The sequence below is a fragment of the Streptomyces sp. VNUA24 genome, assembly GCF_029167005.1.
GTDB lineage: Bacteria > Actinomycetota > Actinomycetes > Streptomycetales > Streptomycetaceae > Streptomyces > Streptomyces scabiei.
In genome coordinates this window covers 2,564,083-2,586,032 of the sequence record NZ_CP119143.1, presented here as the reverse complement: position 1 = coordinate 2,586,032, position 21,950 = coordinate 2,564,083, and the positions used below count along the sequence as shown (strand labels likewise).

Below are 21,950 nucleotides of genomic sequence, written 5' to 3'. Positions count from 1 at the left end.
CACCCCCACCACGGTCCGCACCCCCTGCGCTCCCGCAGACCAACGCACCCCAAGGAGTCGATCCACCATGGCGAGCGATGCGCCGACCGGCCAGGTATCCGATCTCGACTGGCTGATGAGCGGCCTCGTCCAGCGCGTGCCGCACACCAGGAGCGCGGTGCTGCTCTCCTGCGACGGGCTCGTGAAGTCGGTCCACGGCCTCGATCCGGACAGCGCCGACCACATGGCGGCCCTGGCCTCCGGCCTGTACTCCCTCGGACGCAGCGCGGGTGTCCGCTTCGGCGACGGCGGCGACGTCCGCCAGGTCGTCGTCGAACTGGACTCGACCCTGCTCTTCGTCTCCACCGCGGGCTCCGGCACCTGCCTCGCCGTCCTCGCCGGACGCGAGACCGACGCCGCCGTCCTCGGCTACGAGATGGCGATGCTCGTCAAGAGCGTCCGCCCGTACCTGGTCACCCATCCGCGTCAGGCCGTCCAACCCACCGCGATGAGGCCTTGAACGTGTCCGAGTCCGGCGACGGACCTCTGTACGACGACGCCGCCGGGCGTCTGGTACGCCCGTTCACCGTCATCAACGGCCGGACCCGGCCGACCACCGCGCTCGATCTCCTCTCCCAGGTGATGGCCACCGGGGCGACCCCCCTCGGCTATCTGGGCCCCGAGCACGCGACCGCACTCGACCTGTGCCGGGCACCCGTCTCGGTCGCCGAGGTCGCCGCTCACCTCAAGCTGCCGGCTGCGGTCACCAAGGTGCTGCTGTCCGACCTCGTCGACTGCGGGGCCCTCACCACCAAGCCCCCGGTTTTCCACCACAACCCGACAGACCGGTCTCTTCTGGAGGCAGTGCTCGATGGACTACGACGACAGCTCTGACCCCTTTCCCACCGCACTGAAGATCTTGGTGGCGGGAGGGTTCGGGGTCGGCAAGACGACCTTCGTCGGCGCGGTGAGCGAGATCGCGCCGCTGAGCACGGAGGAACTGCTCACCACGGTGAGCGCCGCCACCGACAATCTCGACGGCATCGAGAACAAGGTCGAGACGACCGTCGCGATGGACTTCGGCCGCATCACCCTCGATCCGCGGCATGTGCTGTATCTCTTCGGCACGCCCGGTCAGCAGCGGTTCTGGTTCATGTGGGACGAGCTCTCCGAGGGCGCCCTCGGCGCGGTCATCCTCGCCGACACCCGCCGCCTGGAGGACTGCTTCGCCGCCGTCGACTTCTTCGAGCAGCGCGGCCTCGGCTTCATCGTCGCCATCAACGAGTTCGACGGTTCCTACCGCTACGACGCCGAGGAGGTGCGCGCCGCCCTCGACCTCGACCCGGAGATCCCCGTTGTCTGCTGCGACGCGCGCATCTCCAGCTCGGGCGTCCAGACCCTGCTCACCCTCGTCCGGCACCTCCTCGCCCACACACCGGCACAGCTCCCGAGCCACGGAGCCCACACGTGACGTACGACCCGCCGCGTCCGGCCGGCCGGCTGCTGCTCACGCCCGAGGACCCCGACGCTCCCGAACGGGTCCGTCGGCTGCGTGACCTGGGGCTAGGGGCGTACGCCGAACCGGCCTTCGACGCCTTCGCGGACCGGCTCGCCGAGGTCGCCGCGGTGCCCTACGCGATGGTCAACTTCATCGACGAGGACCGGCAGTTCTTCGCCGGTCTGCATGTGTCGGCGCGGCCCACGGCGGACACCTCCCTGTTCGGGGTGGACCGGCGTCCGGCCCGTGACCACGGCTTCTGCCCCTACGTGGTGGTCCGCCGCAAAGGGCTCGTCCTCGAAGACGTGACGGAGTACCCGAGGTTCGCCGGGAACCCCGTCGTCGACGAGCACGGCGTCCGCTCCTATCTCGGCGCCCCCCTGCTCGACCGCTCGGGCATCGCCCTCGGCACGGTCTGCGTCCTCGACGTCCAGCCGCGGCCGTGGGGCAGGGCCGGTCTGGAGACCATCAAGTCGATGGCCGCGGAACTGGCCGCCCGGATCGAGGGGCGGGAGCCGTACCCGTGACCGGGAAAAGGGGCGGCACTTCATGGCGGATGACGGGGCCCGGCGGGGTGTGAAGGAAAGCTGCGGCGGTGGTTAAGAAAACCTCGATGGACCCGGGGCACCGCGGTACGGCAGATTGATCGGCGATCCCACCCTCTCCCCGGTACGGGCCTGTTCGTCATGCCCGGCGCCGGGGCGCACCCCCAGGAGCCGTGACGTGAAGGCGCTGGTCAAGGAGAAGGCGGAGCCCGGTCTGTGGCTCGTCGACGTCCCGGAGCCCGAGATCGGCCCCGGCGACGTACTGATCAAGGTCCTGCGGACCGGTATCTGCGGCACCGACCTGCACATCCGGGCCTGGGACGGCTGGGCCCGGCAGACCATCCGCACCCCGCTCGTGGCCGGCCACGAGTTCGTCGGCGAGGTCGTGGACACCGGCCGAGCCGTCACCGAGGTCCAGGTCGGCGACCGGGTCAGCGGCGAGGGCCATCTGGTGTGCGGCAAGTGCCGCAACTGTCTCGCCGGCCGCCGTCATCTGTGCCGGGCCACCGTCGGTCTCGGGGTGGGCCGCGACGGCGCCTTCGCCGAGTACGTCGCGCTGCCCGCCACCAACGTCTGGGTGCACCGCGTCCCCGTCGACCTGGACGTCGCGGCCGTCTTCGACCCGTTCGGCAACGCCGTGCACACCGCCCTGTCCTTCCCTCTGGTCGGCGAGGACGTCCTGATCACCGGCGCCGGGCCCATCGGGCTGATGGCGGCGGCGGTGGCCCGGCACGCGGGCGCCCGCAACGTCGTGATCACCGACGTCAGCGAGGAACGTCTCGACCTGGCCCGCAAGATGGGCGTCAGCCTGGCGCTGAACGTGTCGCGGGCGGGGATCGCCGACGGACAGCGGGAGCTGGGGCTGCGCGAGGGCTTCGACGTCGGTCTGGAGATGTCCGGACGCCCCGAGGCCATGCGCGACATGATCGCCAACATGACGCACGGCGGGAAGATCGCCGTACTGGGTCTGCCGACCGAGGAGTTCGCGGTCGACTGGGCCCGGATCGTCACCTCGATGATCACGATCAAGGGCATCTACGGCCGCGAGATGTTCGAGACCTGGTACGCGATGTCGGTCCTCCTGGAGGGCGGACTCGACCTCGCTCCCGTGATCACCGGCCGCTACGGCCACCGCGACTTCGAGGCGGCCTTCGCCGACGCGGCGAGCGGCCGGGGCGGCAAGGTCATCCTCGACTGGACTGTTTGAATCCCGGCTCGGTTCGCCTCCCAGGCGCGCCTCTTCGGCTCACTCGCTCTTCATCGCACCCTAGGAGCCTCCTGATGTTCGACTCCGTGCGCGACGACCTGCGCACCACCCTCGACGAGATCCGCGCCGCCGGCCTGCACAAGCCCGAGCGGGTCATCGGCACCCCGCAGTCGGCGACCGTCGCCGTCACCGCCGGCGGCCGGCCCGGCGAGGTGCTCAACTTCTGCGCGAACAACTACCTCGGTCTCGCCGACCACCCCGAGGTGATCGCCGCCGCCCACGAGGCCCTCGACCGCTGGGGCTACGGCATGGCCTCCGTCCGCTTCATCTGCGGCACCCAGGAGGTGCACAAGGAGCTGGAGGCGCGGCTGTCGGCGTTCCTCGGCCAGGAGGACACGATCCTCTACTCCTCCTGCTTCGACGCCAACGGCGGCGTCTTCGAGACCCTGCTCGGCCCCGAGGACGCGGTGATCTCCGACGCCCTCAACCACGCCTCGATCATCGACGGCATCCGCCTCTCCAAGGCCCGCCGCTTCCGCTACGCCAACCGGGATCTCGCCGACCTGGAACGGCAGTTGAAGGAGGCCGCGGAGGGCGGCGCCCGCCGGAAGCTGATCGTCACCGACGGCGTGTTCTCCATGGACGGCTACGTGGCCCCGCTCCGCGAGATCTGCGACCTCGCCGACCGCCACGACGCCATGGTCATGGTCGACGACTCGCACGCCGTCGGCTTCACCGGCCCCGGCGGCCGCGGCACCCCCGAGCTGCACGGCGTCATGGACCGCGTCGACATCATCACCGGGACCCTCGGCAAGGCCCTCGGCGGCGCCTCCGGCGGTTACGTCGCCGCCCGCGCCGAGATCGTCGCCCTGCTGCGCCAGCGCTCCCGCCCGTACCTCTTCTCGAACACGCTCGCCCCGGTGATCGCGGCGGCCTCCCTGAAGGTCCTCGACCTCCTGGAGTCGGCCGACGACCTGCGCGTCCGCCTCGCCGAGAACACCGCGCTGTTCCGGAGCCGGATGACCGAGGAGGGCTTCGACATCCTGCCCGGCGACCACCCCATCGCCCCCGTCATGATCGGGGACGCCTCGAAGGCGGGCCGCCTAGCCGAGCTGCTCCTGGACCGCGGCGTCTACGTGATCGGCTTCTCCTACCCGGTCGTCCCGCAGGGCCAGGCCCGGATCCGGGTCCAGCTCTCCGCCGCGCACTCGGCGGCGGACGTCCACCGCGCGGTCGACGCCTTCGTGGCGGCGCGGGCCGAGCTGGAGGGCTGAGCCGGAGACCGGGACGGCGGGCCGGGCGGACCGGTTCAGGGGGAAAGCGCGCATTTGAGAGAATCGGTCTCATGATCGAAGCGCGGCGGCTCCACATCCTTCGTGCGGTGGCCGACCACCGCACCGTCACCGCGGCTGCCGCCGCGCTCTACCTCACCCCGTCCGCCGTCTCCCAGCAGCTGACGGCGCTGGAGCAGGAGACGGGACACCGGCTCGTCGAGCGCGGCGCGAAGGGCGTCCGGCTCACCCCGGCCGGCGAGATCCTGCTCGGCCACACCCACGCGGTCCTCGCCCAGCTGGAACAGGCGGCGGCGGAACTGGCCGCGTACAGCTCGGGCGCGGCCGGCACCGTCACGGTCGCCGCCTTCGCCACCGGGATCGCCCAGGTCGTCGCACCCGCGCTGGCCCGCCTCGCGCTGACCGCACCCGGCATCCGGCTGCGCGTCCAGGACGCCGAGGGCGACGCGAGCCTGCCGATGGTCCTGGACCGGCAGGTCGACATCGCGGTCGCCGTCGAGTACCGGGGCGCCCCGGCCGCCGACGACCCCCGCCTCACCCACGTCCCGTTGTACGCCGAGCCCTTCGACGCGGTCGTGCCCGTCGGCCACCGCCTCGCCGACACGGCCGAGGTGCCGCTCGCCGACCTGGCCAAGGATCCGTGGATCGGCCCCTACCCGGGCAACCCCTGCCATGACGTCGTGGTCCTGGCCTGCGAGAACGCCGGCTTCCAGCCCCGCCTCGAACACTCCTCCGACGACTTCCGTGCCGTCGTCGCCCTCGCCTCCGCCGACGCGGGCGTCGCCCTCGTGCCCCGCTCGGCGCTGCGTGGCACGGACCTCACGGGCGTGGTCGTCCGCCCGGTCGACGGGGTCGCCCCCACGCGCCGTGTCTTCGCCGCCGTACGCCGTGGCGCCGAGGGTCACCCGCTGATCCGGCCGGTGCTGGAGGCGCTGGGAGAGGCGGCGGAGTGAGACAGGTGTGCCTGTCAGTGGTGACCGCTACGGTGCGACTCATGCCGGATGCCGAAGACGTACGACGTACCGCCCTCTCCCTGCCCGACACCACGGAGAAGGTCGCCTGGAACATGCCCACCTTCCGGGTGGCGGGAAAGATGTTCGCGACACTGCCGGAGGACGAGACGTCCATGGCCGTGCGCTGCCCCAAGGAGGAGCGGGACGAACTGGTTCTCGCCGAGCCCGGGAAGTTCTGGATCGCCGACCACGAGGCGGGCTTCGCCTGGGTGAGGGTGCGGCTCTCCGCCCTGGAGGACGAGCCGGAGCTGCGTGACATCGTCGCCGACTCCTGGCGTCAGGCGGCCCCGGCCGGACTGCTCGACGCCCACCCCGAGTTGGGCCTCCCGGCGGCCGACTGACACGGCCCGGCGCTTTCGCCGAGGGCCGGAGCCGGCGCCCCCCGGGCCCGTCCGCCGCCGGTCCGGGGGCGCCGGAGCGTTGCGCCGCGACAAAACGGGTGCGCGACCACCGGGCCGAGTGCGGTATTGTTTGCGTGCGCGTTCGGCCAGGGGAAACCCCAGGTCAGGCGGGCAACGGGACGTGGCGCAGCTTGGTAGCGCACTTGACTGGGGGTCAAGGGGTCGCAGGTTCAAATCCTGTCGTCCCGACTCGAAGGAGTCGCAGATCAGGGTCGTTTCGGAGCAATCCGGAGCGGCCTTTTTCGTGTGCCCGCCGACCTCGACGCCGGGCGCACGGGGGTGATTCGGGAGGTGTCGGGGGTGCTCGGTGGACTGCGGGCCGTGCCGGTCGCTTGGATGGGGGGCGCGGGATGATCCGTGCCGTCACGGGTCGAGGACCGCGAGCCGACGACACCCGACACGCGCCGGAGTTGAACTGCCATGGTGACCGACCGGTACGGCAACCGCCTGCACGAGTGCACCGCCGAGGCGGCGGAGCACCTGGACCGGGCCGTGGAGGGGCTGCTGTTCTTCCGGCCCGATTTCCCGGACGCCGTCAAGGCCGCGGTGGCCGCCTGTCCGGCCTCGCCGCTCGCCCAGGCGTTCGCCGCCTACCTCGGGGTGCTGGGCACCGAGCCCGGTGACGCGGCCCGGGCCCGCGTCCGGTTCGCCGACTTCGGCGCCGGACTGGACCGTACCTCCCTGCCCCCGCGCGAACGCATGCACATGGAGGCGGCGGAGGCCTGGCTCGGGGGCGATCTGCTGTGGGCCTCGCAGATCCTGGAGGACCTGGTCGTGGAGTGCCCCCGGGATCCGCTCGCGCTGGCCGTGGGGCACCAGCTCGACTTCTTCACCGGTGACGCCACCCGACTGCGGGACCGGATCGGCGGGGCACTGCCCGCGTGGGACGAGGACGACTCCCACCGCGGGCCGCTGCTGGGCATGTACGCGTTCGGCCTGGAGGAGTCGGGGCACTACGGCCGCGCCCAGGAGGCGGGCCTCGCCGCCGTCGAGCAGAACGCCCACGACATCTGGGCCATGCACGCCGTCGCCCACGTGCACGAGATGCAGGGGCGGTTCGCCGAGGGCATCCGTTTCCTGGACGCCCGTCTCGACCACTGGGCGAGCGGCAGTCTGCTGACGGTGCACAGCTGGTGGCACTACGCCCTGTACGCGCTGGAGGCGGGCGACACGGCGACGGCCCTGCGGATCTACGACGCCGTACTGCACCACGAGAACTCGACCGGGTTCGTGCTGGAACTCCTCGACGCCGCCTCGCTGTTGTGGCGGCTGTACCTGGACGGCTCGGACCAGCACGCCCGCTGGCAGGCGCTGGCCGACGCGTGGGCCGCCCGCGAGGACCCGCCGTATTACGCCTTCAACGACGTGCACGCCGTCATGGCGTTCGTGGGAGCGGGACGGCTGGAGACGGCGGACGCGTTCGTCGCCGACCGCACGCGCTGGCTGCGGGGGCGGCGCGACGGGGGGAGCTGCCCCACCAACCGCGTGATGACCGGCGGTATCGGCCTGCCCGTGTGCCAGGCGCTGGTGGCCTTCGCCCGCGAGGACTACCCGGCGGTGGTGGAACTGCTCCGGCCCGTCCGCCGCCGGCTGCACGCCTTCGGCGGCAGCCACGCCCAGCGGGACGCGATCCAGCGGACCCTTCTGGAGGCGGCCCTGCGCGCCCGCCGGGACGACCTGGCGCGGCTGCTGCTCGGCGAACGCGCGGGCCTGAGCCCCCACAGCCCCTACAACTGGCTCGGCAGGGCCCGGCTCGCCGACGCCCTCGGCGAGGCGGGCCGGGCCGCCGTCGCCCGCGACACGGCGGCCGGCCTTGCGGCCCCCGCCGCGCGCATGCTGAGCGGCAACCCGCACCAGGCGTACCTCGGGGGCAGGTCCTGAGCGCCCGCCGCGGCTAGGACAGACAGCCCACGTGCGCCAGGGCCTGCTTCAGCAGGACTCCCTGGCCACCGGGCATCTCGTTCTGCACGGACGGCGACGCCGCCTCCTGGGGGCTGAACCACACCAGGTCGAGGGCGTCCTGCCGGGGCCGGCAGTCGCCGGAGACCGGGACGATGTAGGCGAGGGACACCGCGTGCTGCCGCGGGTCGTGGAACGGGGTGATGCCCTGCGTCGGGAAGTACTCGGCGACGGTGAAGGGCTGCAGCGCAGACGGGACACGCGGCAGCGCGACCGGTCCGAGATCCTTCTCCAGGTGCCGCAGGAGCGCGTCGCGCACCCGCTCGTGGTGCATCACGCGGCCGGAGACCAGATTGCGGCTGACCGTCCCGTCCGGGCCGATGCGCAGCAGCAGCCCGATACTGGTGACTTCGCCGCTGTCGTCGACGCGCACGGGCACGGCCTCGACGTACAGGATCGGCATCCGGGCGCGTGCCGATTCGAGCTCGTCGGACGGCAGCCAGCCCGGCGTGGTTTCGGTCATGTCAGACATTGGCCGATCATACTTTCAACGTCAGTCGGTGCGCGCGTCGCTCCGATCACACCTGTCACTGATGCCCGGGTCCCTCCCCTGGCATGCGCGCCGAGGCCGATCAGTCCTGGGCGGCCCACATTCCGCGCACATGTCCGAGGTGGCGGGTCATCACCGCGCGCACGGCGGCCTCGTCACGGTCGAGGAGAGCGTCGAGGAGCTCCAGGTGCTCCTGCGCGGAGGAGAGCAGACGGCCGGACTCCGCGAGCGCGGTCAGACCGTAGAGGCGGGCGCGTTTGCGCAGGTCACCGACCACCTCGACGAGGTGCGCATTGCCCGCGAGGGCGAGCAGACCGAGGTGGAAGCGGGTGTCGGCCTCGACGTAGGCGATGAGGTCCCCGGCGGCCGCGGCGGCGACGATCTCCCGCGCGGCGGGCCGCAGCGCCTCCAGGGAGACCGGGTCGGCGGTCCGGGCCAGGCCGACGGTGGTCGGGATCTCGACGAGCGACCGGACATGGGTGTACTCGTCGAGCTGTCTCTCGGTGACGACGGTGACCCGGAACCCCTTGTTGGGCACGGTGTCGACCAGGCCCTCCTTGGCCAGATCCAGCATGGCCTCCCGCACCGGCGTCGCCGAGACACCGAAGCGGGCGGCGAGCGCGGGCGCGGAGTACACCTCGCCCGGCCGCAGCTCACCGGCGATCAGCGCGGCCCGCAGCGCGTCGGCGACCCGCTCGCGGTAGCTGCTCTTCTTGCCGCCGAGCACCGGCAGGGCCGGGGCCGGGGGAGCGGCGGCAGCGGCGGACGGGGCGCCGGTGCGCTGCGAGGCCATGGGGGGCATGCGGTCTCTCCTGGAGTCCTGAAGTCCCGGAATCCTAGAGGACGAATCCGGAGGGGAACGGGTCGGACGGGTCGAGCAGGTACTGGGCCGTGCCGGTCACCCAGGCGCGGCCGGTGAAGCTGGGCAGTACGGCCGGGACGCCCGCCACCTCGGTCTCGCCGAGCAGCCGCCCCGTGAACCGGGTGCCGATGAACGACTCGTTCACGAACTCGGTGTGCAGGGGCAGTTCGCCGCGCGCGTGCAGCTGGGCCATGCGCGCGCTGGTGCCCGTGCCGCAGGGGGAGCGGTCGAACCAGCCGGGGTGGATGGCCATCGCGTGGCGCGAGTGCCGGGCGGTCGCCCCGGGGGCGTACAGGTGGACGTGGTGGAGACCGCGGATCGACGGGTCCTCCGGGTGGACGGGCTCCTCCTCGGCGTTGACGGCGTCCATCAGGGCGAGCCCGGCGCGCAGGATGTCGTCCTTGCGGGCGCGGTCGAAGGGCAGGCCGAACCGCTCCAGCGGCAGGATGGCGTAGAAGTTGCCGCCGTACGCGAGGTCGTAGGTCACCGTCCGTCCGTCGGCGAGCGTGATCTCGCGGTCGAGGCCGGCGGAGAACGACGGCACGTTCCGCAGGGTGACCGCCTTCGCCGCGCCGTCCTCCACCGCGACCTCGGCGACGACGAGCCCCGCCGGGGTGTCCAGCCGGATGGTGGTGACCGGCTCGACGACCTCGACCATGCCGGTCTCCACGAGCACGGTCGCCACGCCGATGGTGCCGTGGCCGCACATGGGCAGATAGCCGGAGACCTCGATGTAGACGACGCCGTAGTCGCAGTCGGGCCGGGTGGGTGGCTGCAGGATCGCCCCGCTCATCGCCGCGTGGCCGCGCGGCTCGTTCATCAGCAACTGCTTGACGTCGTCGCGGTGTTCACGGAACCACAGCCGTCGTTCGTTCATGGTGGCGCCGGGAATCGTGCCGATCCCGCCGGTGATCACCCGGGTGGGCATGCCCTCGGTGTGCGAGTCGACGGCGTGCAGGACGAGTCTGCTGCGCATGTCCGGGTCCTCCTTTCCGCCGTGGTTACGCGAGGCCCGCGGCGACGGCCTTCTCGGTGGCCGCCCGGATCACGGCCTCCTGCTCCGGCAGCAGCTCCACCCGGGGCGGGCGGCAGCGTCCGCCGGGGCGGCCCACGATGTCCATCGACAACTTGATGGCCTGGACGAACTCGACCTTGGAGTCCCAGCGCAGCAGCGGGTGCAGCTGCTCGTACAGCCCCTTGGCCGTCGCGAGGTCGCCGTCCACCGCCGCGTGGTACAGCTCCACCGTCGCGGCCGGCAGGGCGTTCGGGTATCCCGCGACCCAGCCCTTGGCTCCCGCGAGGGCCAGCTCCAGCAGCACGTCGTCCGCGCCGATCAACAGGTCCAGTTCCGGGGCCAGTTCGGCCAGCTGGTAGGCCCGCCGGACATCGCCGGAGAACTCCTTGACGGCCCGGATGTACCCCTCGCCGTGCAGCTTGGCGAGCAGTTCGGGGACGAGGTCGACCTTGGTGTCGATCGGGTTGTTGTACGCCACGACCGGCAGGCCCGCCTTCGCGACCTCCGCGTAGTGCGCGAGCACCGACCGCTCGTCGGCGCGGTACGCGTTCGGCGGCAGCAGCATCACCGACGCGCAGCCCGCGTCCCGCGCCTGCTCGGCCCAGCGCCGGGACTCGGCGGAGCCGTACGCGGCGACGCCCGGCATCACGCGCGCGCCGCCGATCGCGGCCACGGCCGTCTCGACGACCTTGATCCGCTCCTCCGGCGTCAGCACCTGGTACTCGCCGAGCGAACCGTTGGGCACGACGCCGTCACAGCCGTTCTCCACCAGCCACGCGCAGTGCTCCGCGTAGGCGTCGAGGTCGACGGAGAGATCGTCGCGCAGGGGGAGCGCGGTGGCGACGAGGACACCGCGCCAGGGACGGTTCTCGGTGGTGGTCATGGGATTTCCCTCTCCGTGGAGTGTGACATGGTACTGAGGACGGTCCGAAGTGACCGCCGTGGCCGGGGGTGCCGGTGGACCAGGGGGCTCAAGGGGCTGAGGGGGTGCCGTCGTGGTCCTCCTCGGGGGTGCGCCCCGCGCGGGCCAGCACGCCCAGCGGGACCGGGCGCGCGAGCGGCAGCCGGGCCGCGGTCTGCGGGCAGCCGGCGATCCCGGCCACCGCGGGCCCGCACATCCGGCCCTGGCACCAGCCCATCCCGGCACGGGTCAGCAGCTTGACCGTCCGTACGTCCCCCGCGCCCAGCTCCCCGACGGCCTCACGGACCGCCCCGGCGGTGACCTCCTCGCAGCGGCAGACGACCGTGGCGTCCGTGACCCGCTCGGCCCAGCGCGCCGGAGGGACGTACACCGTGTCCAGCACCGCGAAGAACTTCCGCAGCCGGTCACGGGACCCGGCGGCCTCCGCCCACGCGCCGGGGTCCGGCACCCGGCCCAGGAGCCGGGCGGCGGCCGACCGCCCGGCGATATGACCCTCGGCCAGGGAGAGGGCCGCGCCACCGATCCCGGTGGTCTCGCCCGCCGCCCAGACACCCGGCACGTCGGTGCGCTGCTCGTCGTCGGCCCGGACGCGCGTTCCGTCGGGATCGAGGCGGCAGCCGAGCGTCCCGGCGAGGTCGGTGTGCGCCAGCATGCCGTGCCCGACGGCCAGGGTGTCGCAGGGGATGCGCCGCTCGGTGCCGGGCCGGACCCGCCCCTCGGCGTCGAGCGCGGCGACGGTCACCGCCTCCAGCCGGTCGCCGCCGTGCGCCTCGACGACCGTGTGCCGCACGAGGGTCCGCACCCGGCGGCGCAGCAACTCCACCGCGTACCCGGCCCCTTCGACGAGCTTGTCCGGCCGGCCCGCCAGCGCTCCGGTCCGCCGTGCCAGCGCCCTCGGGTCCGCCGACTCCACCAGCGCGGCCACCGTGACGCCCGCCGCCGCGAGCCCGGTCGCCACCGGCAGCAGCAGCGGCCCGGTCCCCGCGACGACCGCCGTACGGCCGGGCGCCACGAGGGAGCCCTTGAGCATGGCCTGCGCGCCTCCGGCGGTGACCACACCGGGCAGCGTCCAGCCGGGGAAGGGCAGCACCTTCTCGTAGCCGCCGGTCGCGAGGAGGACGGCGTCCGCGCGCACCTCGACGGGCCGCTCCTGGGCGGGGCCGAGCAGGGCGTGGACGGTGAAGGGCCGAGGGCCGTCGGGGCGCCGCTCCACGTACCACACGTGGTGGTCCGGGAGATGGGTGACGCGCCCGGCGGCGATCTGCCGGTCGAGGCCCTCGCTCAGCCTCCGCCAGGTGCGCCACTGGTGGTGCAGCGCCCGCGGACGCCGGGCGCCGAGCCCGGCCGCGGGCTGCCGGTAGAACTGGCCGCCGGGTGCCTCGGCGGCGTCGACCACCGTCACCCGTACGCCCGCTCCGGCCGCCGCCAGAGCCGCGGCGAGGCCCGCGGGACCGGCGCCGACGACCGCCAGCCGGGGGGATGCCGGCTCAGTGCTCATGGCCCGTCCCCTCCTGCGTGGTGATCGTGTCGCCCGGCCGGACCGGGACCAGGCAGGCCCGTTGATTGGGGCGGCCGTTGACGGTCACCAGGCAGTCGAAGCACACGCCGATGCCGCAGAAGAGGCCCCGGGGGCGGCCCGCGCCCCGGGTGGTGCGCCAGGACGTGACCCCGGCGGCCCGGAGCGCCGCCCCGACCGTCTGCCCGGGCAGGGCCTCCACGGCACGTCCGTCCAGCGTGACGGTGAAGGCGGGGCCGGGCGTGGCCCCCGCCAGTTCCAGCGGGTTCACGCCGCCTCCCCCTCGTACGCCTCGAACCGGTCCGGGCGGAACGGGCCGAGGTCCAGTTCGGGCGGTCCGCCGCCGAGCACCTGGGCGATCAGCCGTCCGGTCCCGGTGGCGAGCCCGATCCCGGCGCCCTCGTGGCCGCACGCGTGGAACAGGCCCGGGGCCCGGGGGTCCGGCCCGATCGCGGGCAGATGGTCCGGCATGTAGGGCCGGAAGCCCGTGTACGTCCGCATCGCGCGCACCTCTTCCAGGAACGGGAACAATCGGGTCGCGCCCGCCGCGAGCGCGCGGACCGCGGGCAGGGAGAACGACCGGTCGAAGCCGACCCGTTCGCGGCTCGCGCCGATCAGCACGGGGCCCGCGGCCGTGCCCTCGACGACCGGGGAGGTCTGCAGCGCCGCCGAGTCGCTGGCCACGTCGGCCACGTAGTCGGCGGCGTACACCTTGTGCCGCACCCACGGCGGCAGGGGTTCGGTGACGATCACGAAGCCGCGCCGGGGCAGGACGGGGAGGGTGACCCCGGCGAGCGCGGCCAGGTCCCCGCCCCAGGTCCCGGCCGCGTTGACGACCGCCGGGGCGTGGACGTCGCCCCGGTCGGTCCGCACGCCGCGCACGGCGCCGTCCGGCGAGCGCGGCACCTCGGTCACGGTCCGGCCGATCAGCAGCCGGGCGCCGGAGGCTCGCAGGAGCCGGGCGGCGGCCAGGGTGGGCATGACCTGGGCGTCCTGCGGATAGTGCACACCGCCCGCGAGACCGGGCGCCAGCCGCGGTTCCAGATCGGGGAGCCGGTCCGCCGGGACGGACACCGCCTCCACTCCCGCGGCCCGCTGCCCGGCGGCGAACCGCTCCAGCGCGGAGAGTCCCGCCGTGGCGGAGGCGACGACGAGTCCGCCCTTCGCCTCGTACTCGAACGTCTTTCCCAGCTCCGGCTCGGCGGCCAGCTCCGCCCACAGACGGTGGGACAGCAGGGCGAGTTCGAGTTCCGGGCCGGGCTCCTTGTCGGAGACCAGGATGTTGCCCTCACCGGCGCCGGTCGTGCCGCCGCCCACCGGGCCGCGGTCCACCACGACGACATCCAGGCCCGCCCGGGCCGCGTACAGGGCGCAGGCCGCGCCCACCATTCCCGCTCCGACAACCACGACGTCGCAGGTCAGTCGCTCGGTCACGTCAGTACTATGTCACATGGCGCCGCCCCTTGGAAGGCCGCCACCGCCGATCGGCCGCCGACGACGACGCCGTCCCAGCGTGGCAGGGAGGCGTACGCCCCCGGCCGACCGGAAGCAGCGTCAGAGTCCGAGCCCCTGCACCATCTCGTCCACGACGATCCGGCAGCGGGGGAGCGGGCGCGAGCCCGTCAGGGCCGGGGCGGTCCCGTCGTCGGCCGCCCGCGTCGGCCGTCCCGTCCTTGCCGTGCCGTCCCTCGGTGCGGCCACGGGGATCTCCTTCAGCCACCGCTCGACGACCCGCACCGGCAGGCCGTGGTGGTGTGCGGCGTCCCGCACCGTGAGCCTTCCGGAGAGGATGCCCGCGAGGATGCGGATCCGCTCGGCCGGGGGAATCGCCGGGGGCGTCTGCGAGTCGTTCAAGAGCCGGTCCTTTCCGTGAGCCGTTCACCGGGCCGTCGTCCCGCGCGGAACCACGGCGTGCCCAGCAGCCTCCGACCGCGCCGGAGAGCGGTCCCTGCCGTGGTGTGGCCGTCGGCCGTCCGGAAGATGAAGAACCGCGCACCGACGCTCCCGGACACCACCCGCGGTCACCCGTCCGGCCGAGTACCGGATCGGCTCCGGGCCAGTCCTCCCCCGCACGGGCGCGTGCCGTCGGCCGCCCGGCCACCCCGACGACGAGAGGACACGACGCCACGAAGGCACCTCGAACGCCCCGCCCCGCATGCCCCGGACCCCCGGCCCCCCGACACTGACCCCATGCCAGACCCCGCCCCCGGCCCCCGCGTCGACCCCCGCACCGGGCCCAGCCGTATCGAGGACTACGCCCTCATCGGCGATCTCCTCTCCGCCGCCCTCGTCGGCAAGGACGGCAGCGTCGACTGGCTCTGTCTCCCGCGCTTCGACTCACCCGCGTGCTTCGCCGCCCTCCTCGGCGACGAGGACAACGGGCGCTGGCGCATCGCGCCGGCGGACGAGAGCGGCCCCCGCGCCCGCCGCCGCTACCGCAACGACACGCTCGTCCTGGAGACGGAATGGGAGACGGCCGGCGGCCGGGTCCGGGTCGTCGACTTCATGCCGTGCCGCAAGACCGGCGCCCCCAGCGTCGTCCGCGTCGTCGAGGGCCTCTCCGGCACCGTCGACATGCGCATGGACCTGCGGCTCCGGTTCGACTACGGCGGGGTTGTGCCCTGGATGCGCCGGCGTGACGGACATCTGACGGGCACCGCGGGGCCCGAGTCGGTGTGGCTGCGCACGCCCGTCCGGCCGGTCGCCCACGGCACCGCCCACACCGCCGTCTTCCCGGTCTCGGCGGGCGAGAAGGTGCCCTTCGTGCTGACCTGGCACCCCTCCCATCTGCCCGCGCCGCCGGAGGTGGACGCGTTCGAGGCGCTGGCCGGCACGGAGGCGTACTGGCGGCGCTGGCTGCGCAGGCTGACGTACGACGGGCCGTACCGGGACGCCGTCGCCCGCTCCCTGATCACGCTCAAGGCCCTGACGTACCAGCCGACCGGCGGCATCGTCGCCGCCCCCACCACCTCCCTGCCCGAGGAGATCGGCGGCGTGCGCAACTGGGACTACCGCTTCTGCTGGCTGCGGGACGCGGGGATGACGCTGGAGGCGTTGCTGCGCAGCGGCTTCAAGGCGGAGGCGGACGCGTGGCGGGCCTGGCTGGAGCGGGCGGTGGCCGGGCGGCCCGAGGACGTGCAGATCATGTACGGCATCGCGGGGGAGCGACGGCTCACCGAGTGGGAGGCCGACTGGCTGCCGGGGTACGAGGGCTCGCGCCCGGTGCGGATCGGCAACGCGGCCGCCGGGCAGCGGCAGCTCGACGTACCCGGCGAGGTGATGGAGGCCATCCATCTGGCCATCGGCTGCGGACTGCGCCCGCGCCAGCACCTGGTCTCCCTCCAGGCGGTCTTCCTGGAACACCTGGAACGGGCCTGGTCCGAGCCCGACCAGGGGCTGTGGGAGATGCGCGGTGCCCCCCGCCACTACACCCACTCCAAGGTGATGTGCTGGGTCGCCTTCGACCGGGCGGTCCGGCTGGCCGAGGCGCACTCCCGGCCCGGTCCGTTGGACAGGTGGCGGGCGGTGCGGGACCGTATCCACCGCGAGGTCTGCGAGAAGGGCTTCGACCCGGTCCGGGGCACCTTCACCCAGTCGTACGGTTCCCGCGAACTCGACGCCGCGCTGCTGCAGATCCCGCAGACCGGGTTCCTGCCGCCGGACGATCCCCGGGTGATCGGCACCATCGAGGCCGTCCAGCGCGAACTGCTCACGGACGGGCTGGTGGCACGCTACTCCGCGGGCGCCGCCGACTCGCCGGACGGCCTCAGCGGCGGTGAGGGCGCCTTCCTCGCCTGCTCCTTCTGGCTCGCGGACGCGCTGCTGCTGATCGGCCGCGAGGACGAGGCCCGTGCGCTGTACGAGCGGCTCCTGGGCCTGCGCAACGACGTCGGCCTGCTCGCCGAGGAGTACGACCCCCGGGCCCGCCGCCAACTGGGCAACTTCCCGCAGGCGTTCACCCACGTCCCGCTGATCCGGGTGGCCTACGAGCTGGACCGTCACGCCCCGCACGCCCGCCGGGAGAACCCGAAGGCGCCGCCCGCCGAGAAGGAGGGGTGAGAGGTGCTGCCCGGGTTCCTCACCAGGGCCGTGGAGCTACTGCTCGGCCGCGAGGGGGGCCGCCCCCTCCATCTGCGTGCGGCGGGCGGGGCCACCGTCGTGCTCGCGGTGGTGATGCTCCTCGGCTCCTGGGCGGTCACCGTCGCCGAGCACGGCGCGCCCCGCGCCAATCTGACCTCGTACCCGAAGGCCCTGTGGTGGTCCGTCGAGACGGCCACGACCGTCGGGTACGGCGACTTCTACCCGGTGACCTTCTGGGGCCGGATCGTCGGCGCGGTCGTCATGGTCGTCGGCATCACCACGTACGGCATGGTCACCGCCGCCATCGCCGCCTGGTTCGTGGGCCGGGAGCAGAAGCGGCGTCAACTCGCCCACAGGGCACATGAGTGGGGCGACGAGACCGTGCACGCCCTGCACGAGCGGTTCGACCGGCTGGAACGGCTGCTCGGCGCGAGGAGGGGCGGCGAGTGACCGGCGCCGCCCAGGGAGGTCCACCCCTCGGACGCCGTGACCATATCGCGGGCACCCTCTTGACGTGCGCCGCGACCGCCTCGACACTCCAGGTGGGGTATTTCCTAGTGAACGGGTAGGGAATGATGGGGCGCCTGGAGCCGGTGGTCACTCGTGTACCGCGCGCACGCCGGCAGCGCCTTCTGCTGACCTCCCGCCGGCACATCGACCTGCTGCGCGTCTGCAGCGCGAGAAGCCGCCGCGGCCTCGGCTGACCCGCCCGAGCCCGCCCGAGCCCGCCCGAGCCCGTCCGGGCCCACCCGAACCCGTCCGGGCCCGCCGACGCGGCCCCGCCCCGCCGCTCGCGTGTCCGTGTACGCGCGTCACCACCGCCACACCGCCACACCGCGAACCGTGCCGCCGCGTCACCACGCGCTCGTCCGGCCGCGCCCGAGAACCCCGGGGAGACACATGTCCGCCATGCCCGTCCATGCCCTGAACGCCGTCCCGTCGCCGCGGCCCCTGCCGGTCTTCCGGGGCCGGATCGGCTGTGACGCCCGGAGCGGTCACTACGCCGTGCCGCGCCGCTACCGGCTCCACCTGTCGCTGTCCTGTCCGGGCGCCCTGCGCATCGCGGTCGTCCACAGCCTCCTCGGGCTGGCGGACGTCTGCCCCGTGACCCTGCTGCCCGCCGTCCCCGACGGCCCGGACGGCGAGCACTCCGCGCTGCGCCCGCTGTACGAGGCGAGCGCGCACCGCTACCCCGGAGCGGCCGTGGCGCCGGTGCTCAGCGACGACTGGTCCGGACGCATCGTCAGCACCCACGCCCCCGACATCATGCGCGACCTCGCCCGGCGCTTCGGCGGCGGCCGCGCGGTCCTGTACCCGGAGGGCGCGGAGGCCGAGATCGAGGGCGTCGCCCGCCTCTGCGCGCAGGGCATGGACGGCGCCGCCCAGCGCGCCGGCCGTGCCGACGCCGACGAGACGGAGCGCCGCGACGCCCTGGGCTCCCTGCTGCGCACCCTGCGGACACTGGACGCCCGGCTCGCCCGGCAGGCGTACGTCCTCGGTGAGGAACTCACCGTCGCCGACGTCGAGTTGTGGGTCTCCCTGGTGCGGCTGGACACCGTGCACCGCTGGCACCTGGACGCCGGCGCCGTGCACCGCGTGGCCGACCACCCGCATCTGTGGGCGTACGCGCGCCGCCTGACCGCCCACCCCGCCTTCGGGCCGCACCTCGACCTGGCCGGCATCGCCCTGCGCCACCACGCGCACTGTCGGGGCCTGGAGGCGGCCGGCGCGGCCGTGCAGATCCTGGACTGGGCCTCCCATGTCCCGGACCAGGGCGTATCGGCAGACGGACAGGCGTCCCATGTGCTGGACTGACGTTGACAGCCGCGTACCGGGCCTGAGTTACTTACGGACACCCGACGAGCACGAGGCCCCCCGGGCCGGAAGAACGATGGTGACGGACATGGACGCAACCCCCAGGACGGCCGCATGGCGCCGCCAGGGCCGCGTGCTGCTCTGCGCCGACCGCGCCGTCGATCTGCTCCGGGTCAACAGCGCACTCTGTAGCGCACGCTAGCGCGCGGTCCGGCCCGCCCGGCACCGTGCTCCCGTCGAGGCTGACGGTTCTCCTGAACCCCTGAGGCACCGCACCAGCGGTCCGCCTCTCACCGCCGGCCCCGGTGTCGTGCGCATCCGTGCGTCTTCCGTGCCCTGTGTACGTCGAGCGGTCCCGTCCGCCCGTACGGCCGAAGTCGCCTGCGTCGCCTGGGGTTTCGACACTCTTCCGGAGCCCTTGATGAGTGAACCCCCAGGCACCGCCCTGTCCCTGACCGAGGCGCCGCCCCCCGCCCCCGACACCCCGGCGAAGCACCTCGCCGCCCAGCGGGTACTGCCGCTGCGCCGCCCCGGCCGCTGGATCGCCACCGCGGTGGTCCTGGTCCTCGCGGCCCAGTTCGTCCACGGCCTGATCTCCAACCCCTTCTACCAGTGGGACCGCTTCGCCTACTGGTTCCTGCGGCCGACGATCCTGGACGGACTGCTCATCACCCTCGAAGTCACCGCCTACAGCGCGGTGCTGGGCCTGATCGGCGGTGTCCTCCTCGCCCTCGCCCGCCTGTCGAAGAGTCCGGTCCTGCGCTCGGTCAGCTGGGTCTACATCTGGGCCCTGCGCTCGATCCCGCTGATCGTCGTCCTGCTGTTCCTCTACAACTTCAGCGCCCTGTACCAGACGCTCAGCCTGGGCGTCCCGTTCGGCCCGGCGTTCTTCACCTTCGACGAGTCACGCCTGGCCACCGACATGGCCGTCGCCGTCATCGGCCTCAGCCTCAACGAGGCGGCCTACGCCGCCGAGGTCGTCCGCGGCGGCATCCTCTCCGTCGACCAGGGGCAGCACGAGGCGGCCTCCGCACTCGGCCTGCCGAAGGGCTACCAGTTCCGCAGGATCGTCTTCCCGCAGGCCCTGCGCTCGATCACCCCGAACTACGTCAACCAGCTGATCGGCCTGATCAAGAGCACGAGCCTGGTCTTCTACGTGTCGCTGCTCGACCTCTTCGGCACCGCGCAGGCCATGGGGTCCACCTACCCCGGCGACATCGTGCCGCTGCTGCTGGTGTCCACCGTCTGGTACCTCATCCTCACCAGCGTCGTCTCCGTCATCCAGTTCTACGTCGAGCGGTACTACGCGCGGGGCGCCACCCGCACCCTGCCGCCGACCCCGCTGCAGAAGCTGCGGACCGGGGTCACCGACCTCCGCGCCCGCATCCGCAAGGAGGCCGCCGTATGACCGCCGGGACGCTCGATCAGGCGGCCGCCACCGTCGAGGTGCACGACGTGCACAAGTGGTACGGCACCCACCGGGTGCTCAACGGCGTCGACCTGACCGTACGACCGGGCGAGGTCACCGTGATCCTCGGCCCGTCCGGCTCCGGCAAGTCCACGCTACTCCGGGTCATCAACCACCTGGAGAAGCCCGAGATCGGCCATGTCAGCGTCAACGGCGAGCTGATCGGCGTACGCCGGCACGGCGACCGCCTCAAGGAGCTGAGCGAGCGGGCGATCCTCGCCCAGCGCGGCCGGATCGGCTTCGTCTTCCAGAACTTCAACCTCTTCCCGCACCTGACCGTGCTGGAGAACGTGGCCGCGGCCCCCGTGGCCACGGGGAAGCTCGGCAGGGCGCAGGCGGACGACCTCGCCCGCGAACTCCTGGACCGGGTCGGCCTCGCCGACAAGGCGGACGCCTATCCGCGGCAGTTGTCCGGCGGACAGCAGCAGCGCGTGGCGATCGCCCGCGCCCTCGCCCTGCGCCCCGGCGTCATCCTCTTCGACGAGCCGACCTCCGCCCTCGACCCCGAACTCGTCGGCGAGGTGCTGGCCGTCATCAAGGACCTGGCGCGCGGCGGCACCACGCTGGTGATCGTCACCCATGAGATCGGCTTCGCCCGCGAGATCGCCGACCGGGTCGTCTTCATCGACGACGGGCGGATCGTCGAACAGGGCCCGCCCTCCGAGGTCCTGGACAAGCCGAAGCACGAACGGACCAAGGACTTCCTCAGCAGAGTCCTCTGAGCGCCGCGCGCTCCCGGCGGCGACCCGCCGGCCCCAGCTTTCCGCACTTCCCCCCACACCCCCCACATCGCCCCCCACACCGCCCGTCACATCCCACCCGAACGACAAGGACAGTCATGCCCACGCACACCCGGTTCTCCCGGCGCAGCCTGCTGCGCGGCATCACCGCGGCGACCGCCGCCGCCACCCTCGCCACCGGGCTCGCCGCCTGCGGGGGCGACACCGAGGCCGCCACGAGGACCGAGGCCGCCGGCACGGTCACCGTCGGACGTCTCGCCAACGGCGCCGCCAAGGAGACCGAGATCAAGGTCTCCGAGGTGAAGTCCATCAGCGCCAAGCTGCCCGCCGCGATCAAGAAGCGCGGCAAACTGGTGATCGGCTCGGGCACGCTGCCGTCCGGCAGTCCGCCGCTCGGCTTCATCGGCAGCGACCAGAAGACGCTCACGGGCTCCGAGCCCGATCTCGCCAGACTCGTGGCCGCCGTCCTCGGTCTCGAACCCGAGGTGCGCCAGTCGACCTGGGAGAACCTGTTCATCGGCATCGACAGCGGCAAGGTCGACGTCGGTTTCTCCAACATCACCGACACCGAGGAGCGCAAGCAGAAGTACGAGTTCGCCTCCTACCGCAAGGACGACCTGGCCTTCGAGACGAAGAAGGACAGCGACTGGAACTTCGACGGCGACTACGAGAACCTCGCCGGCCGGACGGTCTCCGTCGGCAACGGCACCAACCAGGAGAAGATCCTCCTGGAGTGGAAGGCGAAGCTGGCCAAGGAGGGCAAGAAGCCCCTCACCGTCAAGTACTTCCAGGAGAGCAACAGCATCTACCTGGCGCTGAACAGCGGAAAGATCGACGCCTACTTCGGCCCCAGCCCCAACCTCTCCTACCACGCGGCCAAGACCGCGGGCACACCCCAGGCGACCCGGATCGCGGGCCAGTTCTCCGGCGCCGGTGAGACCCTCCAGGGCCTGATCGCGGCGACCGCGAAGAAGGGCAGCGGTCTCGCCGAACCCCTCGCCGAGGCCATCAACCACCTGATCGACAACGGCCAGTACGCCGCGTGGCTGAAGGCGTGGAACCTGCCCAACGAGTCCGTCGAGAAGTCCGAGGTGAACCCGCCGGGCCTGCCCCTCACCAACTCCTGACGCCTCACCGGAACAACCGCC

23 protein-coding genes and 1 tRNA gene are annotated in these 21,950 nt (G+C 72.9%); 16 read left to right on the top strand and 8 right to left on the bottom strand.

Going from position 1 to position 21,950, the window contains the following annotated elements:
* The first annotated feature begins 67 nt into the window (after window positions 1-67).
* From PYR72_RS10810 to PYR72_RS10765, 10 genes are all read left to right on the top strand, one after another.
* Window positions 68-499, top strand: coding sequence for a roadblock/LC7 domain-containing protein (locus PYR72_RS10810; protein ID WP_275455118.1), 432 nt, complete (start codon window positions 68-70; stop codon window positions 497-499).
* Between the two features lie 2 nt (window positions 500-501).
* On the top strand, window positions 502-873 hold the full coding sequence (locus PYR72_RS10805; protein ID WP_012999161.1) for a DUF742 domain-containing protein: 372 nt from the start codon (window positions 502-504) through the stop codon (window positions 871-873).
* On the top strand, window positions 851-1,450 hold the full coding sequence (locus PYR72_RS10800; RefSeq protein WP_275455117.1) for an ATP/GTP-binding protein: 600 nt from the start codon (window positions 851-853) through the stop codon (window positions 1,448-1,450). Before PYR72_RS10805 ends, PYR72_RS10800 begins: the two co-directional genes overlap by 23 nt.
* Window positions 1,447-2,004 (top strand): GAF domain-containing protein, encoded by a 558-nt coding sequence (locus tag PYR72_RS10795; protein ID WP_275455116.1) that lies wholly within the window; start codon window positions 1,447-1,449, stop codon window positions 2,002-2,004. The genes PYR72_RS10800 and PYR72_RS10795 overlap by 4 nt, the downstream gene beginning before the upstream one ends.
* A 196-nt stretch (window positions 2,005-2,200) precedes the next feature.
* The gene (gene tdh, locus PYR72_RS10790; RefSeq protein ID WP_275455115.1) at window positions 2,201-3,229 is read left to right on the top strand and encodes an L-threonine 3-dehydrogenase; all 1,029 of its coding nucleotides are present in this window, start codon (window positions 2,201-2,203) and stop codon (window positions 3,227-3,229) included.
* 74 nt (window positions 3,230-3,303) lie between these two features.
* Window positions 3,304-4,503 carry a glycine C-acetyltransferase gene (locus PYR72_RS10785; RefSeq protein ID WP_275455114.1) on the top strand — a complete coding sequence of 400 codons (1,200 nt, stop codon included), beginning with the start codon at window positions 3,304-3,306 and terminating at the stop codon, window positions 4,501-4,503.
* Between the two features lie 71 nt (window positions 4,504-4,574).
* Complete coding sequence (locus PYR72_RS10780) at window positions 4,575-5,474, top strand: LysR family transcriptional regulator (protein WP_275455113.1); 900 nt, start codon at window positions 4,575-4,577, stop codon at window positions 5,472-5,474.
* A gap of 41 nt (window positions 5,475-5,515) precedes the next feature.
* On the top strand, window positions 5,516-5,875 hold the full coding sequence (locus tag PYR72_RS10775; protein ID WP_275455112.1) for an MmcQ/YjbR family DNA-binding protein: 360 nt from the start codon (window positions 5,516-5,518) through the stop codon (window positions 5,873-5,875).
* Between the two features lie 175 nt (window positions 5,876-6,050).
* Window positions 6,051-6,124, top strand: a tRNA-Pro gene (locus PYR72_RS10770).
* Between the two features lie 231 nt (window positions 6,125-6,355).
* Complete coding sequence (locus PYR72_RS10765) at window positions 6,356-7,816, top strand: tetratricopeptide repeat protein (protein WP_275455111.1); 1,461 nt, start codon at window positions 6,356-6,358, stop codon at window positions 7,814-7,816.
* A gap of 13 nt (window positions 7,817-7,829) precedes the next feature.
* Here PYR72_RS10765 and PYR72_RS10760 read toward each other — a convergent pair whose 3' ends face one another.
* The 8 genes from PYR72_RS10760 to PYR72_RS10725 form a co-directional block, all read right to left on the bottom strand.
* Complete coding sequence (locus PYR72_RS10760) at window positions 7,830-8,357, bottom strand: NUDIX hydrolase family protein (RefSeq protein WP_041668920.1); 528 nt, start codon at window positions 8,355-8,357, stop codon at window positions 7,830-7,832.
* Between the two features lie 109 nt (window positions 8,358-8,466).
* Entirely contained in the window at window positions 8,467-9,177 is a 711-nt protein-coding gene (locus PYR72_RS10755; protein ID WP_275460378.1) for a GntR family transcriptional regulator, read from the bottom strand.
* A gap of 43 nt (window positions 9,178-9,220) precedes the next feature.
* Window positions 9,221-10,222 carry a proline racemase family protein gene (locus PYR72_RS10750; protein ID WP_275455110.1) on the bottom strand — a complete coding sequence of 334 codons (1,002 nt, stop codon included), beginning with the start codon at window positions 10,220-10,222 and terminating at the stop codon, window positions 9,221-9,223.
* Between the two features lie 25 nt (window positions 10,223-10,247).
* A complete protein-coding gene (locus tag PYR72_RS10745; protein ID WP_275455109.1) occupies window positions 10,248-11,144 on the bottom strand; it encodes a dihydrodipicolinate synthase family protein in 897 nt (298 codons plus the stop codon).
* 88 nt (window positions 11,145-11,232) lie between these two features.
* Window positions 11,233-12,681, bottom strand: coding sequence for an NAD(P)/FAD-dependent oxidoreductase (locus PYR72_RS10740; protein ID WP_275455108.1), 1,449 nt, complete (start codon window positions 12,679-12,681; stop codon window positions 11,233-11,235).
* On the bottom strand, window positions 12,671-12,970 hold the full coding sequence (locus PYR72_RS10735; protein WP_275455107.1) for a (2Fe-2S)-binding protein: 300 nt from the start codon (window positions 12,968-12,970) through the stop codon (window positions 12,671-12,673). Before PYR72_RS10735 ends, PYR72_RS10740 begins: the two co-directional genes overlap by 11 nt.
* Window positions 12,967-14,133, bottom strand: a complete 1,167-nt coding sequence (locus PYR72_RS10730) for an FAD-binding oxidoreductase (RefSeq protein WP_275455106.1) — start codon at window positions 14,131-14,133, stop codon at window positions 12,967-12,969. The genes PYR72_RS10735 and PYR72_RS10730 overlap by 4 nt, the downstream gene beginning before the upstream one ends.
* Before the next feature lie 120 nt (window positions 14,134-14,253).
* The gene (locus tag PYR72_RS10725; RefSeq protein WP_275455105.1) at window positions 14,254-14,553 is read right to left on the bottom strand and encodes a hypothetical protein; all 300 of its coding nucleotides are present in this window, start codon (window positions 14,551-14,553) and stop codon (window positions 14,254-14,256) included.
* Window positions 14,554-14,889: 336 nt separating this feature from the next.
* On the opposite strand from PYR72_RS10725, the gene PYR72_RS10720 reads away from it, so the two are divergent.
* From PYR72_RS10720 to PYR72_RS10695, 6 genes are all read left to right on the top strand, one after another.
* Window positions 14,890-16,758 carry a glycoside hydrolase family 15 protein gene (locus tag PYR72_RS10720; RefSeq protein WP_275455104.1) on the top strand — a complete coding sequence of 623 codons (1,869 nt, stop codon included), beginning with the start codon at window positions 14,890-14,892 and terminating at the stop codon, window positions 16,756-16,758.
* Between the two features lie 3 nt (window positions 16,759-16,761).
* Window positions 16,762-17,229 carry a potassium channel family protein gene (locus tag PYR72_RS10715; protein ID WP_275455103.1) on the top strand — a complete coding sequence of 156 codons (468 nt, stop codon included), beginning with the start codon at window positions 16,762-16,764 and terminating at the stop codon, window positions 17,227-17,229.
* A gap of 450 nt (window positions 17,230-17,679) precedes the next feature.
* On the top strand, window positions 17,680-18,594 hold the full coding sequence (locus PYR72_RS10710) for a glutathione S-transferase C-terminal domain-containing protein (protein WP_275455102.1): 915 nt from the start codon (window positions 17,680-17,682) through the stop codon (window positions 18,592-18,594).
* 421 nt (window positions 18,595-19,015) lie between these two features.
* A complete protein-coding gene (locus PYR72_RS10705) occupies window positions 19,016-20,002 on the top strand; it encodes an amino acid ABC transporter permease (protein ID WP_275455101.1) in 987 nt (328 codons plus the stop codon).
* Window positions 19,999-20,784: an amino acid ABC transporter ATP-binding protein gene (locus PYR72_RS10700; RefSeq protein ID WP_275455100.1), complete on the top strand. Its 786-nt coding sequence runs from the start codon at window positions 19,999-20,001 to the stop codon at window positions 20,782-20,784. The genes PYR72_RS10705 and PYR72_RS10700 overlap by 4 nt, the downstream gene beginning before the upstream one ends.
* A 116-nt stretch (window positions 20,785-20,900) precedes the next feature.
* A complete protein-coding gene (locus PYR72_RS10695; RefSeq protein ID WP_275455099.1) occupies window positions 20,901-21,929 on the top strand; it encodes an ABC transporter substrate-binding protein in 1,029 nt (342 codons plus the stop codon).
* Window positions 21,930-21,950 lie beyond the last annotated feature (21 nt).